The sequence below is a fragment of the Sphingomonas mucosissima genome (assembly GCF_002197665.1).
Lineage (GTDB): Bacteria > Pseudomonadota > Alphaproteobacteria > Sphingomonadales > Sphingomonadaceae > Sphingomonas > Sphingomonas mucosissima.
The window spans coordinates 1-15,358 of sequence record NZ_NBBJ01000006.1; the positions used below are offsets into that span (position 1 = coordinate 1).

The window sequence follows — 15,358 nt, forward strand, 5'->3', positions numbered from 1 at the left end:
ACTTCCGGGGGCGGGGTGGTGGGCTGCGCCGGCTGGCTGGGCTGCATCGGCTGTTCGGGCGGGGGCGTGGTGGCCATGGTCGGTTTGTCCTCTTCAGCCGCAATAACGCGCGATCATGCGTCCGGGTTGCTGCCAATGCTTGCGGGGAGCCGCCGCGCGGTATAGAGGCCCGCGACCGGCGGTGCCTAATGCGGGCGTGGCGGAACTGGTAGACGCGCTGGATTTAGGTTCCAGTATCGCAAGATGTGGGGGTTCGAGTCCCTTCGCCCGCACCAGTTTATCCGCGGCGTGCCCGCGGACAGGCACCATCCACGAAATTTCAGTTGAAGGCACGAAGATGCAGACTGTCGAGACGTTGAACGAGGGCCTGAAGCGCGCCTACACGCTGACCATTCCGGCCAAGGACATCGAGTCCCGCGTCGATGCCGAACTGGCGCGTGTCGCGCCGCAGGTGCGGATGCCCGGCTTCCGCCCGGGCAAGGTCCCGGCGAATCTGGTGCGCAAGATGCACGGCCCGTCGCTGATGCAGGAGGCGCTCAACACGTCGATCCAGGAAAGCATCCAGGCGCTGCTCGCCGAAAAGCAGCTTCGTCCCGCCGTCCAGCCGTCCGTTGCGCTGACCGACGGGTATGAGCCGGGCAAGGACGCCGAGCTGAAGATCGAGCTCGAAGTGCTGCCGCAGGTGCCGGCGCCGGCGATCGATGGCCTGAAGCTCGAAAAGCTCGTGGTGCCGGCCGCCGACGAGGTGATCGACGAACAGCTCCAGAAGTTTGCGGACCAGACCAAGAGCTGGGACGACACCGACGAAGGCTATGCCGCGCAGAACGGCGATCTCGTCACCATGGACTTCGTCGGCAAGACGATGGACGGCGTGGCCTTTGAAGGCGGCACCGGCACCGACATGGCGGTGGAGCTCGGCTCCGGCCGGCTGATCCCGGGCTTCGAGGATCAGGTCGTCGGTGCCAAGGCTGGCGAGGAGCGCCAGATCACCGTGAGCTTCCCTGAGGATTATCAGGCCAAGGAGCTGGCTGGCCAGGACGCGACCTTTGATCTCACCATTAAGTCCGTGAAGACTGCCGGTGAAGCGAAGGTCGACGAGGATCTCGCAAAGAACCTCGGCCTTGAGAGCCTGGAGCAGCTGCGTGGCCTGATCCGCAGCCAGGTCGAGAGCGAGCTGAACAACCTCACCCGCACTCACATGAAGCGCAAGCTGCTCGACCAACTCGCCGCCGGCCACGATTTCGAAGTGCCGCCGTCGATGGTCGAGGCCGAGTTCTCGCAGATTTGGCAGCAGCTGGAACATGAGGCGACCCATGAGCCGGATCCGCAGGCGGCCATGGAGGAGATGGAGAAGGAGCGCGACGACTATCGCAAGATAGCCGAGCGCCGCGTCCGTCTCGGCCTGCTGCTGAGCGAGATCGGCCAGGCGAACGGCGTGGAAGTCACGAGCCAGGAAATGAACCGCCTGATCGCGCAGGCTGCGCAGCAGTATCGCGGTGAGGACCAGCAGCGCTTCATTCAGTACATCCAGCAGGAGCCGATGGCGGCTGCTCAGCTGCGTGCGCCGCTGTATGAGGACAAGGTCGTCGACCTCCTGTTCGACAAGGCGGAAGTGACCGAGCGCGAGACGACGCGCGAGGAACTGGAAGCAGCGATCGAGAGCGAGGACGGCTTCGCGACCGGCACGCACCACCACGATCACGACAACCACAAGCCCAAGCAGAAGAAGGCGTCGGCAAAGAAGGAAGCCGGCGACGCACCGGCTGAAGACGCCGCTGCTCCTGCCGAGGGCGAAGAAGTGAAGCCGGCCAAGAAGGCTGCGAAGAAGAAGGCGGTCGAAGCGTCGGACGAGGCCAGCGAAGAAGCCGCTGCGCCGGCGAAGAAGCCGGCCGCGAAGAAGGCCAAGGCCGCAACTTCGGACGAAGGCGCGGAGGTTCCGGCTGGAGCGGACGAGAAGCCTGCGAAGAAGGCACCCGCCAAGAAGGCTGCGCCGAAGACCGACGACGCATAAAAGCTTTCCCGCAAAATCTGTCGCCCCGGTCTTGAGCCGGGGCGCCGCTGCCTTCGCATCGCCGAAGAAGTAGCGGCGCCCTGGGGTCAGGTCCGGGGTGACGTGTTTCTGGGGTGGTGAGCCTTGCTCGCGGCATAGGGGACTTGTTCCGGCGTCCACCCTTCCGCAAGAACCTGCTGCTAGGAGGGACGCGGCCCGGTGGACTCCGGCATGAGCACGGGTGACCAAGGATGAACAGCTTGCCTGAACCAGTGATCGCCGTTCTGCTGCCCTGCTACAATGAGGAAGCGGCGATCGCGCAGACGGTGGCCGGCTTTCGCGCGGCGCTGCCCAGCGCCACCATCTACGTTTACGACAACAACTCGGGCGACCGCACCGTCGAGGTCGCGCGCGCGGCGGGCGCGATCGTTCGTACCGAGCGCATTCAGGGCAAGGGCGCCGTGGTTCGCCGCATGTTCGCGGACATTGATGCGGACATTTACGTCATGGCTGATGGCGACGCGACCTATGACGCCGCGTCGGCCCCGGTCCTTGTCGCACGGATGTTGGGAGAAAACCTCGACATGGTGGTGGGCAGCCGCATCGGCGAAGCGGCGGCGGCTTATCGGCGCGGGCACCGCTTGGGCAATGCCATGCTTACCGGCATGCTCACCCGGCTTTTCGGGCGCAGTTTCACCGACATTCTGAGCGGTTACCGGGTATTTTCGCGACGGTTCGTGAAGAGCTTCCCCGTGCTGTCGGTGGGTTTTGAGATCGAGACCGAAATCTCGGTTCACGCGCTGGAACTCAAGATGCCGGTCGGTGAGATCGAAACGCCGTATTTCGCGCGTCCGGAAGGGTCGGTGTCCAAGCTCAGCACGTACCGTGATGGATGGAGAATCCTGGGGACGATCGCGACGCTTTATCGCATCGAGCGGCCATTGTGGTTCTTCGGTGCCTTCGGGATCGCGTTATTGGCGCTGGCGATCGTGCTCGCGATGCCGCTTGCCATCACCTACGCCCAGACCGGTCTGGTGCCGCGCTTTCCCACTGCGATCCTGGTAACCGGGCTCACCATCCTGGCAGCTCTGTCAGGTTTCGCGGGGCTGATCCTTGATACGGTGGTGCGGGGACGGCGCGAGGTGCGTCGTCTGGCCTATTTGGCGCACCCGGCACCCTCCGCTTTGTAATGGCGCTGGCTACGGCAGTGGAACTACCCTAAGCTTTGCTCCTATGGCGATTTTGCTTTTCGGCCGCGCGACGGCTTTTTTCGTCCTGGGTGCAACCTGTGCAACGGGGGTTGCTGCTCAGGAGGCACCGCGCCGCACGCGGATCGCCGCCGGGCCGCAGCTCGTACCGCGCTTTCCCGGAGCTAAGGGCGTTGTTGTCCGCCCGTTCCTGGATTTCAGCCGGGTTCGTGGCGACCAGGTGTTCCAGTTCGAAGCGGCGGACGAAAGCTCCAGCACGTCAATCGTCCAGAACAGCGGCTTCGCCGTCGGTCCCGCGGTCAACTTGGAAGGCTCGCGCCGGACGCGCGACGTGCCGGGTGTTCCCAAGGTGGGGTTCACCGTCGAGGCGGGTGGCTTTGCGCAATATACCGCGTCGGCGCTGCCGATGCGGGGCCGTGTCGAGCTGCGGCAAGGCATTGGCGGGCACAAGGGCCTGATCGGCGTCGCAAGCCTGGATTACGTCGCCCGTGATGCCGACGAGTGGCTGTTCGCGATCGGCCCGCGCGTCACCTATTCGAACGGCAAATACCAGCGCGCTTATTTTGGCGTACCGGTCGAGTCGGTTGGAACATCAGGGCTGGCTGCGTACCGGCCGTCGGGCGGTGTCCACGCGGTTGGGGCCACGGCCAGCTATCTCAAACAGCTGAGCCGGCACTGGGGCGTCAGCACATACGCCAAATACGATCGGCTGGTGGACGACGCTGCAGATTCTCCCGTGGTTCGGCGCTACGGCTCGCGCAATCAATGGTCGGGCGGCCTTGCACTAAGCTATACATTCTTTGGCCGCGCCAACTAAGCCGGCAGCACTTGAAGTCCCGCCGCCTGCGCGCGACATAGGTGCTCCTGACGCATAAGAGAGAAAATTCCATGCACAATCCGTTCGAGACCGGCGACTTCGCAGGCGCCTTGGCGCGCGCCGGAGTCGGTATGCAGCAGACGCAGGCCGGCCTCGTTCCCATCGTCATTGAACAGTCGAACCGCGGCGAGCGCTCGTTCGACATCTTCAGCCGCCTGTTGCGCGAGCGGATCGTGTTCGTGACGGGCGGCGTGGAGGACGGCATGGCGAGCCTGATCACCGCCCAGTTGCTGTTCCTTGAATCGGAGAACCCGAAGAAGGACATCTTCATGTACATCAACTCGCCGGGCGGTGTCGTCACGGCGGGCATGGCGATCCATGACACGATGAACTACATTCGCCCGCGCGTCGGCACGGTGTGCATCGGGCAGGCTGCCTCGATGGGCAGCTTCCTCCTATCGGCGGGCGAGCCCGGGATGCGTGTGGCGCTCACCAATGCAAGGATCATGATCCACCAGCCGTCGGGCGGCGCGCAGGGCATGGCTAGCGACATCGAGATCCAGGCGCGCGAGATCCTTCGCATCCGCAGCCGGATGAACGAATTGTACGCCAAATATACCGGCAAGCCGATCGAGGTCATTGAAAACGCAATGGATCGTGACAAGTTCATGAGCAGCGACGAGGCCAAGGAATTCGGCCTGATCGACGAGGTTTTCGACAAACGGCCCGCCCCGGCCGACGATGTGGCAGCGGCGGCCTGATCGGCGTTAGCCTTTTTCCGGCATTGCCGGATCGTGACCGGCCGGGTTACCATGCCCGGCCGAAAAGGATGTGATTGAATGACCAAGCTCAGCGGCGGTGACTCGAAGAGCACGCTCTATTGCTCGTTCTGCGGCAAGTCGCAGCACGAGGTTCGCAAGCTCATCGCAGGACCGACCGTGTTCATCTGCGACGAATGCGTAGAGCTGTGCAACGACATCATCCGTGAAGAAACAAAGTCGGCACTGGTATCCAAGAAGGACGGCGGCGTACCCACGCCGCAGGAGATCTGCGACGTTCTCGACGATTACGTCATCGGGCAGAAGCAGGCCAAGCGCGTGCTCTCGGTCGCGGTGCACAACCACTACAAGCGGCTGAACCACGGCGCCAAGGGCGCGGACGTGGAACTGGCAAAGTCGAACATCCTGCTTGTCGGGCCGACCGGCTGCGGCAAGACGCTGCTGGCGCAAACGCTGGCGCGCATCCTCGACGTGCCGTTCACCATGGCCGACGCAACGACGCTGACCGAGGCGGGCTATGTCGGCGAGGATGTCGAGAACATCATCCTCAAGCTGCTCCAGGCGTCCGACTATAATGTCGAGCGGGCGCAGCGCGGCATCGTCTACATCGACGAGATCGACAAGATCAGCCGCAAGGCCGAGAATCCCTCGATCACGCGCGACGTGTCGGGCGAAGGCGTGCAGCAGGCGCTGCTGAAGCTGATGGAGGGCACCACCGCCTCCGTGCCGCCGCAGGGCGGGCGCAAGCATCCGCAGCAGGAATTCCTGCAGGTCGACACCACGAACATCCTGTTCATCTGCGGCGGTGCCTTTTCAGGCCTCGAGAAGATCATCGGCGATCGTCTCCAGGGTAAGTCGATCGGCTTCGGCGCCTATGTCGCTTCGCCGGAAGAGCGCCGTACCGGCGAGGTCCTGCGTTCGACCGAGCCGGAGGATCTGCTGAAGTTTGGCCTCATCCCCGAGTTCGTCGGCCGTCTGCCCGTGATCGCAACGCTCGAGGATCTCGACGTCACCGCGCTGGTAAAGATCCTGAGTGAGCCGAAGAACGCGCTGGTCAAGCAGTACCAGAAGCTGTTCGAGATGGAGGAAGTGAAGCTGGGCTTCACCGACGACGCACTGGTCACGATCGCCAAGAAGGCGATTGAGCGCAAGACCGGCGCACGCGGCCTTCGCTCGATCCTGGAAGCGATCCTGCTCGACACGATGTTCGAACTGCCGGGCATGGACTCGGTGGATGAAGTGATGATCGACAAGGACGTGGTGGAGGGCCGCAAGGAGCCGATCCGCGTCTATACCGAGAAGAAGAAGACCGGCAGCGACGCTGCTGCCTGATCCAATCATTCTCTGATGTTTGAGGACGGGCGCCGAGCGATCGGCGCCCGTTTCTTTTTGCGGTGGCGGGCCGATCCGCCAGGCACGATGATTTTTGGTGAGCGAACCTGATGACCAGCCAGGGAGATGGAATGACCGAGCAGCCCGACAATGTTGATGCCGTCGTGCCGCCGGCTAGCAGGCGCAAATTGCTCGAGCGGGTTGATCTCCCGGCCTATACGCTGTTGTTCCCCTTGCTTGCGGCGCTCGCCGTTGGCGTGTCCCTGTACACGTTTGGGGTCTTGGGAGTCGTCAGCGCTTCGGCGATCCTGATCGGCGCCGTTCTCGCCGCCGTTCATCACGCAGAGGTGGTGGCGCACCGCGTGGGAGAACCGTTTGGCACCCTGATCCTCGCCATCGCGGTCACGGTGATCGAAGTCTCGCTGATCGTCAGCCTGATGCTGTCCGAATCTGGCGAGGCATCGACGCTGGCGCGCGATACGGTGTTCGCCGCGATCATGATCATTCTCAACGGCATCGTTGGGCTGTGCCTGATGGCAGGCGGGCTGCGGCATGGCGAACAACGCTTCACGCTGCGCGGCGTCAGCGCCATGCTGGCGGTGCTGACCGCGTTGGTGGTGCTATCGCTCGTCCTGCCAAACTATGTGACCAGCGTGGCCGGACCGATCTATGCGCCGGTTCAGCTGATTTTTGTCGCGGTCGTATCCCTGTTTCTCTATCTCATGTTCGTGTTGGTGCAGACCGTTCGCCATCGCGATTACTTCCTGCCGGACCAGGATCTGCTGCCCGATATCCTGCCCGAGCCGCCCACCCGCGCCACGGCCGCGACGGCGCTGATTTTCCTCGCTGTGGCGCTGGTCGGCGTGGTGCTGCTGGCCGAGGGCCTCTCGCCGGCGGTGGAACGGGCGGTATCAAACGCCGGCCTGCCGCTTGCCGTTGTTGGCATCGTCATCGCGGCACTCGTTCTGGCGCCGGAGAGCTTGGCCGCCTATCGCGCGGCCAAGCGCAATCGGCTCCAGACCAGCCTCAACCTGGCGCTCGGCTCGGCATTGGCCAGCATCGGGCTGACGATCCCCTCGGTCGCCGTCGTCTCCCTCATGCTCGATTTGCCACTGGCGCTCGGCATCGGTGCGAAAAGCATCACGCTCTTGATTCTCACGCTTTTCACGATCACGCTTTCACTCGGGACTGGACGAACGACCATCTTGGGAGGCGCCGTGCATCTGGTGATCTTCGCAGCTTATCTGTTCACGACCATCGTGCCGTGAGCAGCGTGCGCACCGCCGGCGGCGCGGATCGCGCACGCATCGCGGCGGTGCTGGCACGCGCCTTTGCCGACGATCCCGCCATGTCCTGGATCTATCCCGACCGAGCGGATCGCGAGCGACGCTTGCCGCGGCTATTCGCCTTGTTGTTCGACGCGGATCAGGCTGGAATGCGGTTGATCACTGATGGCGGAGAGGCCGCGACGCTGTGGCGTGGCCCCGGGCAGGCAAGTACCGGCCCGCTGACTATGATTCGCCGGGCGTGGCCCATGTGGCGCGCGCTGGGCTCGGGCTTGCCGCGCGCATTGGCGCTGTCGAAAGCCATTGATGCGCATATGCCCAACGGCGATTTCTGGTACCTCCATGTCGCCGGCTGCGACCCGGCGGCGCAGGGCAGGGGGCTGGGAGGCCAGGTGATCCGTGCCGGCCTGTCACGCGTCGCGGGGCGTTTCCCGACCTATCTTGAGACAGCAACCGAACAGAACATCGGTCTGTATCAACGCCGCGGCTTCGCGGTGACGGACGAGTGGCGGGTCGGCCTGGATGGGCCGAGGTTCTGGTCGATGCTGCGCCCGCCGGACTAGAAGACGCGAAGCAGCGCTATTGCGGTAAGCGCGATCAGGCATCCGCTTGAGGCGATGAACAGGATGAAGCGTGGCTTCACCTTGTTGATGGTTGCTTGAACCAGGCTGTGCGCGACGCGCAATGCCACATATGCCCATGCGAACCCGACGGCGCTCGCCTCGTTTCCTGCGCCGGCCAAAGCCAGCACGCCGCATACGGCATAGAATAGCGTCGGCTGCTCCAGCAGGTGATTGTAGTTGTGCGCCTTCCACTGCGCCGATGCCGGCAGCGAACGGTCGGCGTCAGACGCCTTGGTGCCGACAAGGCTGCTCATCTTGATCCCCGCCTCGCGCAAGGCGGGAAGACGCGTCGCCAGCATCCAGCCGAGCATGACAACCGTCCAGGCGATCAGGACAGCGGCGGGCTGAAGAAGCTTCATGCCGGCACGCTAGAACGATATGCAACCGGTATGAACCCGTAATCTCGGTCGCAGCAAGCTCGTCGCGGTACGGATCACAAGCGGTCTCGCCGAGGCATGCCGCTCGGCAAACTCCGGGCAAACGGAATGAGGTGACCGAAAACCGCGCCAACGGGCCCGCTGCGCCTGTCAGCCAGATGTCCGCAGATACACGAAGCCCTCCCCCGGCACCTTCGATAAACGAGGTGCCGGGAGAGGGCCGTTAGCGATCCGCGTGGAAGCGATCAGGCGAACAGCTTCGCCCAGCCGCGCTTCGCACGGTCCTTCCAGTGGCCGCGATGGTAGGCATCGGACGCTAGCAGCGGCATCACCGACCCGGCTTCCGCAAACACCATCTGCTCGATGCCCGTGTTCACCTTGCCCCACGACGCCGCTTCCTGCAGCGTCGAGGAGGAGCAGGCACCGTCGCGCACGTCGGCAACGGTGATCTGCACGGCATATTTGTGGACCGCGACGTCATCGTGGCCGAGGATCTCGGCGCAGACGACCGTGTCCTGGATGAAGTTCTTCGGCACACCGCCGCCGATCATCAGGAGCCCGGTGGTGCCGGCCTCGATCTTGATCTGCGTGAGCTCGCGGAAGTCGGCGATCGCGTCGAGCACCATGTATGGCTTGCCCGCCTTGGCGCGATCGACCTGGTGCTTCACCAAGCCGAAGCCGGCCGAGCTGTCGACGAACGCCGGGCAGAAGATCGGCACGTCATGCTCGTACGCGAGCTTGACGAGGCTGTTCTCCTTTTTGCCATGCTCGACGAGATACTTGCCCATTTCGCGAATGAACGCGCGCGAGCTGTAGGGCTTGGCTTCCAGCGTCTCGGCGATCTCGAAGATCGTGTGGTCGACGTTCTGAAGCGCTTCCTCATCGATATAGGTGTCGTAGATCCGGTCGATGTAGAGCGAACGCAGCGTGTCGTCGTCAGGGATCTCAAGCGCCTGGAAGTGCTTGTGACCGAGGCCTTCGAAGAAATCCATGTCGACGATGGTCGCGCCGGTGGCGACGATGCAATCGACCATGTTCGAGCGGACCAGCTCGGCATACAGGTCCATGCAGCCGCCGGCCGAGGTCGAGCCGGCGATCACCAGCACGACGGTGCAGTCCTTGTCAGCCAGCATCTCGTTGTAGATCTTGGTCGCACGGCCGAGGTCGCGGCTGGTGAAGCTCATGTCGCTCATCGCGTCCACGATCGGACGCGCGTCGAATGAGCGGATGTCGATATGCTTCACCTGCTTGGACAGCAGTTCCGCCTTGCGGGTGTCATTGATCGGGCCGTTCGCGGCCGCGGTCTTCGTGAGGGTGTCAGTCATGTGGGTTGCTTCTCGCATGATTGCACAGTCGTTCTGAAGGGGACGCGCTAACCCGTCAGGCCGGCGGCACCCCCGAGGGGCACCGCCGTCCGATTACAATGTAGGTAGTGAGTTACAGCTTTACGACGTTGGACGCGGCTTCGCGTTCCACCTCGGTGTACAGCGAGACCATCGGCTCATCCTCGACGATCACCGTCTCGTCCGATCCGAAGCCATTGAAGGCCGTGCGCATCGCCGAGCCATAGGCGCCGAGCATGCCGATCTCGACATAGTCACCGGCCTGGACGTCCGCCGGCAGCAGGAACGGGCCTGCCATATGGTCGAGGTCGTCGCAGGTCGGGCCGTAGAACGAGAACGGATGGTCGCGCACGGTCGACTGCGGCTCACGCAGCAGCGTTACGGGGAAGCGCCAGCCGATGTGCGCCGCATCGAACAGCGCGCCATATGCGCCGTCGTTGATGTACAGTTCGTTGCCACGGCGCTTTTCGACGCGCACGACGACGCTGCTGTACTCCGCGCACAGCGCACGGCCCGGCTCTGCCCACAGCTCCGCCGAATAGCTGATCGGCAGGCTTTCGAACGCACGGTGGATCGTCTCGAAATAACGCTCCAGCGGCGGCGGTGCCATGTCCGGGTAGGACGACGGGAAACCGCCACCCACGTCGATCACGTCTACCGTCACAGCGGCGTCCACGATCGCGGCGCGCACCCGCTCCATCGCGTCCGCATAGGCCTCGGGCGTCATCGCCTGGCTGCCGACATGGAAGCAGATGCCCAAAGCATCGGCTGCCTGACGGGCAGCGAACAGCAAAGGCTTTGCTTCATGCGGCGCGACGCCGAACTTCGACGCAAGGCTGAGCTTCGAATGTTCCGACGACACACGCAGCCGGACGCAGAGCGTCAGGTCCGCCGCGCTGCGGGTGGCGCGCATGATCTTCTCGAGCTCGTCGAGCGAATCGAGGCTGAACGTGCGCACGCCGTGCGTGAAATACGCCTCGGCGATCGCTTCCTCGGCCTTCACCGGGTGCATGAAGCACAAGGTGGCGTCGGGAAGCGTGCGCGCAACAAGCCGCACTTCCGCAATCGACGCGACATCGAAATGCGTGATGCCGTTGTCCCAGAGGATCTGGATGAGTTCGGGTGAGGGGTTGGCCTTCACGGCATACATCGACCGACCCGGAAACTTCTCCACGAAGAACCGAGCGGCGCGTGCCGCGGCGTGCGGACGCACGAGCGTGACCGGCTGAACCGGCTTACCCTGTGCGATGTCGATGGCGCCCGAAACAGAGGTACGAGCAACGGTCGAGAGGGGCGCTAGCCCCAGCGCGCGATGATCCTGGTGCAATTCAAGGGACCTCCAATGCCAGGAGGCAAGCCCCCGGTCTTCAGTTGACGAAAACACTGCCTTGCGGTGGAAGTCCCATGGGGCAGCGGAGGCGGGCACTTAAGGTCGCTTACCCCCCGTGTAAAGTGTGTTTTCGCGGGCTCAAATTTGCGGCAAAGACGAAACGTGACAATTTTGCGACAACCCACCCGCGCCGGTGTGCGCGACGCAGCTGCTAAGGTGGCCGCCATCCTTCCCCCAACCCCCGTTTTCATGCGGGAAATCAGAGGCGTACCCATCGCCTTCAAGGCGGAATCACTGCAGCCGATCGGGGCCTTTAAGATCCGCGGTGCTTGGCACCGATTGACCGCACTTGATCATAACGCACGGTTGCGCGGCGTGGTTGCGTTCTCGAGCGGCAATCACGCGCAGGGAGTCGCGTGGGCGGCGAAAAGACTCGGGATGCCTGCCGTCATCGTCATGCCCGCGGATGCACCGCGCGCGAAGGTGGAAGGCACCTTGGCCCTGGGCGCCGAAGTGGTGAGCTACGACCGGCAAGCACAATCGCGTGAGCAGATCGCGGCGCAGCTTGCCAAGGCGAGGGGCGCCACGCTGGTTCCCAGCTTCGACGATGCATGGATCATCGAGGGCCAGGGCTCGGCAGGAGTCGAGGTCGCCGCGCAATTGGCCGCGATGGATCAGCCAGAGCCTAGCAATGTCATTATCCCATGCGGGGGAGGCGGCCTTGCGGCCGGCGTCGCACTGGCGCTTCCCGATGCGGCGATCACCGTAGTCGAGCCGGAGGGGTGGGACGACATGCGGCGGAGCCTGGAGGCAAGCTGGATCCTCCCGGTGGAAGATGCGCCCCCGCACACGAGTTGCGACGCGCTGATGACCAAGCAAGTCTCGCCGCTCACTTTCGACGTGCTGTCGCGCCGCGACGCGACGGGAGTGGCCGTGTCGGAAGCTGAGGTCGCAGCGGCGCAGCGCTGGGCCGCGGAACGCCTGCGATTGGTCGTTGAGCCCGGCGGGGCTGTCGGGCTCGCTGCCGTGCTGGCGGGTAAGGTCGCACCCATGCCGAGAATGGTGGTTATTCTTTCGGGAGGCAACGTCGACATCGACGCTTATGCCCGGACGATCGCTCGATGATCAGGCGCGCGCGGATGGCAGGTCGCACCCCTTTGCCCGCTGCGTGCGGGAGGCTAAGGGCGCCGGCATGAACGCCATCGCCAGCGCCGCTCCTGCCGTTGCCATGCTGGCGGCATTCGCCTGTTTGCTGGGCGGCGGCTGGCTGATCCGGACGCGGCGTGATGCCAAACGCGGCTGGCTGATGATCGTCATGGCTTTCGTGCTGGTCGGCAATGTCCTCATCTGGACGCTGTGATTCGCCGGCTCCGCTCTGCTGACGTTTACTGACAAGCCGGTAAGTTAGGTTCTTTCGCGACTTCTTCCGATGCGCTAAACTCGGCGCAAAGAGAGGATCGTCCATGAGCGAGCATGTCGACGTTATCATCGTCGGGGCCGGGCTGTCGGGGGTGGGGGCTGCGCACCATTTGCAACAGCGCTGTCCCGATCGCAGCTACCTGATCCTTGAGGCACGGCAGGCGATCGGGGGGACATGGGATCTCTTCCGCTACCCCGGCATCCGTTCCGACAGCGACATGCATACGCTGGGCTATAATTTTCGGCCCTGGACCAAGGCGAAGGCGATCGCCGACGGGCCCTCGATCAAGGAATATATCGAAGACACCGCGCGCGAGGGCGGGATCGATCGCCACATCCGCTTCGGGCACCGCGTGACCGGTCTGGAATGGTCGACGCCCGACGCCCGCTGGACGGTGACGGTCGCCGGCCTTGACGGGGAAACCTCGTTCACCTGCTCCTTTCTTCACATGTGCTCGGGCTATTATGATTACGAGCGCGGCCACGCCCCGCACTTTCCCGGCCAGGAGGAGTTCGCCGGACGGATCGTGCATCCGCAGTTCTGGCCGGAAGACCTGGATTACGCGGGCAAGCGCGTCGTCGTGATCGGCAGCGGCGCGACCGCCGTCACCCTCGTTCCCGAGATGGCGAAGACCGCGGCGAGCGTGACGATGCTTCAGCGCTCCCCCACTTATGTAGTCTCACGCCCCGGGCAGGATGCGGTAGCCAATTGGCTGCGCGCAAAGCTGCCGAGCAAGGCGGCCTATGGCCTGACCCGGTGGAAGAACGTCATCTTCGGGATGATCTTCTACCGCATGACCCGCAAGAAGCCCGAGAAGGTGAAGCAGAAGCTGCTGGACCAGGTCCGCGAGCATCTCGGCCCCGACTATGACGTCGCGACGCACTTCACCCCACGTTACAATCCGTGGGATCAGCGGCTGTGCCTGGTGCCCGATGCCGACCTGTTCGACACGATCAAGGCCGGGAAAGCGGCGGTAGTCACGGACACGATCGAGCGGTTCACGCAAGGTGGGATAGCGCTCGCGTCAGGGCAGGAGCTGCCGGCGGACGTGATCGTCACGGCGACCGGGCTCGAGGTGAAGCTGCTGAGCGGGATCGATCCAATCGTCGATGGTGAGCGAAAGAGCCTCGCCAAGGCCCTGCAATATAAGGGAATGATGTTCTCAGACATCCCCAATCTGGCGTTCACCTTCGGCTACACGAACGCATCCTGGACGCTGAAGGCGGATCTCGTCGCCATGTATCTGTGCCGGCTCCTCAACACGATGAAGAAACGGGGCATGCGCCAAGTGACGCCGCGGGTGGGCGACGAGCCGATCAGCGCCGAGCCCTTCGTGGACTTCAGCTCGGGTTATATCGAGCGGGTCGCCGACCGCTTGCCCAAGCAGGGAAACAGGAAGCCCTGGCGCCTCAATCAGAATTACGCCCTGGACGTCATGGCGCTGCGGTTCGGCTCGGTGGACGACAGCCTGGAATTCTCCAACCCTGCGGGCCGTGTGCGCGCCGCGGCGTAGGCTTCGTCTCTTCCCCTCGGCCACGAACAAGCTATGGCGCGCGTCTTGGCGACAAGAAGGAGCGGCGTCGTGGCCGATGTGCTGATTCTCACCACCGGTGGGACGATCGACAAACTCTATTTCGATGCCCTGAGCACCTACCAGATTGGCGAGAGTGTCGTTGATCGGGTGCTCAGGACAGCGCAGGTCACCCTGCCGTACCGTGTGGCCGAGGTGATGCGGAAGGACAGTCTGGAGCTTACGGACGAGGACCGTGCGGTGATCGCGCGGACCGCGGCGGAGGCGCCGGAACAGCGCATCATCATCACGCACGGCACCGACACCATGGCCCACACGGCGCAAGCGCTCGCTCCCGCGGTGCCGGGCAAAACGATCGTTCTCGTCGGCGCCTTGTCCCCGGCGCGCTTTGCGGAAAGCGACGCCGCCTTCAATCTTGGTATGGCGATCGCTACCGCTCAGGTGGCGGCGCCAGGCGTCTGGATCGCGATGAATGGCACGATCTTCGATGGCTTGCGCGTTCGAAAGGACCGGGCTGCCAACGCCTTTGTGGCGGTCGACGGACAGGGCCGGGCGGTCGCCGGGTGGGGAACGGCGGGCCGTGTCTTCAGGCCCGCCGCTGGGGATTAGCGCTGCGCGAGACTGACCACGCTGATCGGCGGCGGAAAGTCGAGCGCGCCGCACTTCTTGGACTGCCACTCGCCTTTGTTGGACCAACAGATCTTATCGAGGCGCGGTACCCGCGATTCCGGGTGGAACCAGCGCGCAAACTGCTGCTCGCCCCATGGCGACAGGCTGTTCCGCAGCTCGCGCATACGCTCCTGCGCCAGGGTGCCGAAGCTACCGCGCGGAGTGTAAAGAGCAGCGCGGCCGATGTTTCCCGCCGTCTGGCAGAAATTAAACTGCGACGCGACCGCGTTGAAGCTGGAATAGGTTCTGGTGCCGAACTGATCGAGCGCCGTCTGGCTGGCCTTCACGGTCGGATTGGTGCGCTTGAAATACGCGGTCAGCGCATCATAGCTTTCCTTCAGCTCCGCACGATGATCGGTCAGCACGGCATTGTAATTGTCGACCGCAAGCAGCGTCGGCTCGAACTGGCATTGCAGCGCGGCGACATTGAGCGCGGCGCGCAGCGTCCAAGTGAGGCCGGCCTTCAGCTCTTTCTCGGTCGCGCCGGGAAGGGGCTGGGCGATGCCGGCTTCATCCCCGCGAACAACCGAACCCGACAGGTCCTTGGACTTCATGAAGAATTGAGCCGAAGCGGGCGCAGCTCCCATCATCACGGCCGCTGCCAAGCCTAGCCCGACGATCCGAAACCCAACCATCCGCATGATTTCCCCCAA

General features: G+C 63.9%; 15 protein-coding genes and 1 tRNA gene. 12 read left to right on the forward strand and 4 right to left on the reverse strand.

Translation table 11 applies throughout. The features are described 5' to 3' along the window. The first annotated feature begins 190 nt into the window (after positions 1 to 190). The 8 genes from SPMU_RS14600 to SPMU_RS14635 all read left to right on the forward strand — a co-directional run bounded on the left by SPMU_RS14600 (position 191) and on the right by SPMU_RS14635 (position 7,975). A tRNA-Leu gene (locus tag SPMU_RS14600) sits at positions 191 to 275 on the forward strand. A gap of 62 nt (positions 276 to 337) precedes the next feature. Continuing rightward, a complete protein-coding gene (tig, locus tag SPMU_RS14605; protein ID WP_088334773.1) occupies positions 338 to 2,011 on the forward strand; it encodes a trigger factor in 1,674 nt (557 codons plus the stop codon). Positions 2,012 to 2,250: 239 nt separating this feature from the next. Then, positions 2,251 to 3,180 carry a glycosyltransferase family 2 protein gene (locus SPMU_RS14610; protein ID WP_425442195.1) on the forward strand — a complete coding sequence of 310 codons (930 nt, stop codon included), beginning with the start codon at positions 2,251 to 2,253 and terminating at the stop codon, positions 3,178 to 3,180. Between the two features lie 43 nt (positions 3,181 to 3,223). Then, positions 3,224 to 4,015 (forward strand): MipA/OmpV family protein, encoded by a 792-nt coding sequence (locus SPMU_RS14615; protein WP_088334777.1) that lies wholly within the window; start codon positions 3,224 to 3,226, stop codon positions 4,013 to 4,015. Positions 4,016 to 4,086: 71 nt separating this feature from the next. Further along, entirely contained in the window at positions 4,087 to 4,776 is a 690-nt protein-coding gene (locus SPMU_RS14620; protein WP_281250994.1) for an ATP-dependent Clp protease proteolytic subunit, read from the forward strand. 78 nt (positions 4,777 to 4,854) lie between these two features. Beyond that, the gene (gene clpX / locus SPMU_RS14625) at positions 4,855 to 6,126 is read left to right on the forward strand and encodes an ATP-dependent Clp protease ATP-binding subunit ClpX (RefSeq protein ID WP_088334779.1); all 1,272 of its coding nucleotides are present in this window, start codon (positions 4,855 to 4,857) and stop codon (positions 6,124 to 6,126) included. 131 nt (positions 6,127 to 6,257) lie between these two features. Beyond that, positions 6,258 to 7,394, forward strand: a complete 1,137-nt coding sequence (locus tag SPMU_RS14630) for a calcium:cation antiporter (protein WP_088334781.1) — start codon at positions 6,258 to 6,260, stop codon at positions 7,392 to 7,394. Continuing rightward, a complete protein-coding gene (locus SPMU_RS14635) occupies positions 7,391 to 7,975 on the forward strand; it encodes a GNAT family N-acetyltransferase (RefSeq protein ID WP_169715731.1) in 585 nt (194 codons plus the stop codon). Before SPMU_RS14630 ends, SPMU_RS14635 begins: the two co-directional genes overlap by 4 nt. On the opposite strand, the gene SPMU_RS14640 is transcribed toward SPMU_RS14635, so the two are convergent. From SPMU_RS14640 to SPMU_RS14650, 3 genes are all read right to left on the reverse strand, one after another. Beyond that, complete coding sequence (locus SPMU_RS14640; RefSeq protein WP_088334783.1) at positions 7,972 to 8,394, reverse strand: MAPEG family protein; 423 nt, start codon at positions 8,392 to 8,394, stop codon at positions 7,972 to 7,974. The genes SPMU_RS14635 and SPMU_RS14640 overlap by 4 nt on opposite strands. 263 nt (positions 8,395 to 8,657) lie before the next feature. After that, positions 8,658 to 9,737, reverse strand: coding sequence for a 1,9-bis(guanidino)-5-aza-nonane synthase (locus SPMU_RS14645; RefSeq protein ID WP_076745423.1), 1,080 nt, complete (start codon positions 9,735 to 9,737; stop codon positions 8,658 to 8,660). A 112-nt stretch (positions 9,738 to 9,849) separates the two neighbouring features. After that, on the reverse strand, positions 9,850 to 11,082 hold the full coding sequence (locus tag SPMU_RS14650; protein WP_088334785.1) for a type III PLP-dependent enzyme: 1,233 nt from the start codon (positions 11,080 to 11,082) through the stop codon (positions 9,850 to 9,852). A gap of 165 nt (positions 11,083 to 11,247) precedes the next feature. Here SPMU_RS14650 and SPMU_RS14655 point away from each other — a divergent pair, with 165 nt between their 5' ends. The 4 genes from SPMU_RS14655 (at position 11,248) to SPMU_RS14670 (ending at position 14,645) form a co-directional block, all read left to right on the forward strand. Continuing rightward, positions 11,248 to 12,210 (forward strand): threonine ammonia-lyase, encoded by a 963-nt coding sequence (locus SPMU_RS14655; RefSeq protein ID WP_245833380.1) that lies wholly within the window; start codon positions 11,248 to 11,250, stop codon positions 12,208 to 12,210. A gap of 67 nt (positions 12,211 to 12,277) precedes the next feature. Then, complete coding sequence (locus SPMU_RS16970; RefSeq protein ID WP_169715732.1) at positions 12,278 to 12,445, forward strand: hypothetical protein; 168 nt, start codon at positions 12,278 to 12,280, stop codon at positions 12,443 to 12,445. A gap of 103 nt (positions 12,446 to 12,548) precedes the next feature. Then, positions 12,549 to 14,018, forward strand: a complete 1,470-nt coding sequence (locus SPMU_RS14665; protein WP_088334791.1) for a flavin-containing monooxygenase — start codon at positions 12,549 to 12,551, stop codon at positions 14,016 to 14,018. Positions 14,019 to 14,087: 69 nt separating this feature from the next. Beyond that, positions 14,088 to 14,645 carry an asparaginase domain-containing protein gene (locus SPMU_RS14670; protein ID WP_425442197.1) on the forward strand — a complete coding sequence of 186 codons (558 nt, stop codon included), beginning with the start codon at positions 14,088 to 14,090 and terminating at the stop codon, positions 14,643 to 14,645. Here the strand turns inward: SPMU_RS14670 and SPMU_RS14675 are convergent. Continuing rightward, positions 14,642 to 15,346, reverse strand: coding sequence for a hypothetical protein (locus tag SPMU_RS14675; protein WP_342746450.1), 705 nt, complete (start codon positions 15,344 to 15,346; stop codon positions 14,642 to 14,644). The two genes, SPMU_RS14670 and SPMU_RS14675, sit on opposite strands and share 4 nt — an antisense overlap. Positions 15,347 to 15,358: the final 12 nt, after the last annotated feature.

Excerpts from the sequence above, each read along its gene's own strand:
- tig (WP_088334773.1), top strand. The coding sequence starts at position 338 with ATGCAGACTGTCGAGACGTTGAACGAGGGCCTGAAGCGCGCCTACACG.
- SPMU_RS14615 (WP_088334777.1), top strand. The coding sequence starts at position 3,224 with ATGGCGATTTTGCTTTTCGGCCGCGCGACGGCTTTTTTCGTCCTGGGT.
- SPMU_RS14620 (WP_281250994.1), top strand. The coding sequence starts at position 4,087 with ATGCACAATCCGTTCGAGACCGGCGACTTCGCAGGCGCCTTGGCGCGC.
- clpX (WP_088334779.1), top strand. The coding sequence starts at position 4,855 with ATGACCAAGCTCAGCGGCGGTGACTCGAAGAGCACGCTCTATTGCTCG.
- SPMU_RS14630 (WP_088334781.1), top strand. The coding sequence starts at position 6,258 with ATGACCGAGCAGCCCGACAATGTTGATGCCGTCGTGCCGCCGGCTAGC.
- SPMU_RS14640 (WP_088334783.1), bottom strand. The coding sequence starts at position 8,394 with ATGAAGCTTCTTCAGCCCGCCGCTGTCCTGATCGCCTGGACGGTTGTC.
- SPMU_RS14645 (WP_076745423.1), bottom strand. The coding sequence starts at position 9,737 with ATGACTGACACCCTCACGAAGACCGCGGCCGCGAACGGCCCGATCAAT.
- SPMU_RS16970 (WP_169715732.1), top strand. The coding sequence starts at position 12,278 with ATGAACGCCATCGCCAGCGCCGCTCCTGCCGTTGCCATGCTGGCGGCA.
- SPMU_RS14665 (WP_088334791.1), top strand. The coding sequence starts at position 12,549 with ATGAGCGAGCATGTCGACGTTATCATCGTCGGGGCCGGGCTGTCGGGG.
- SPMU_RS14675 (WP_342746450.1), bottom strand. The coding sequence starts at position 15,346 with ATGCGGATGGTTGGGTTTCGGATCGTCGGGCTAGGCTTGGCAGCGGCC.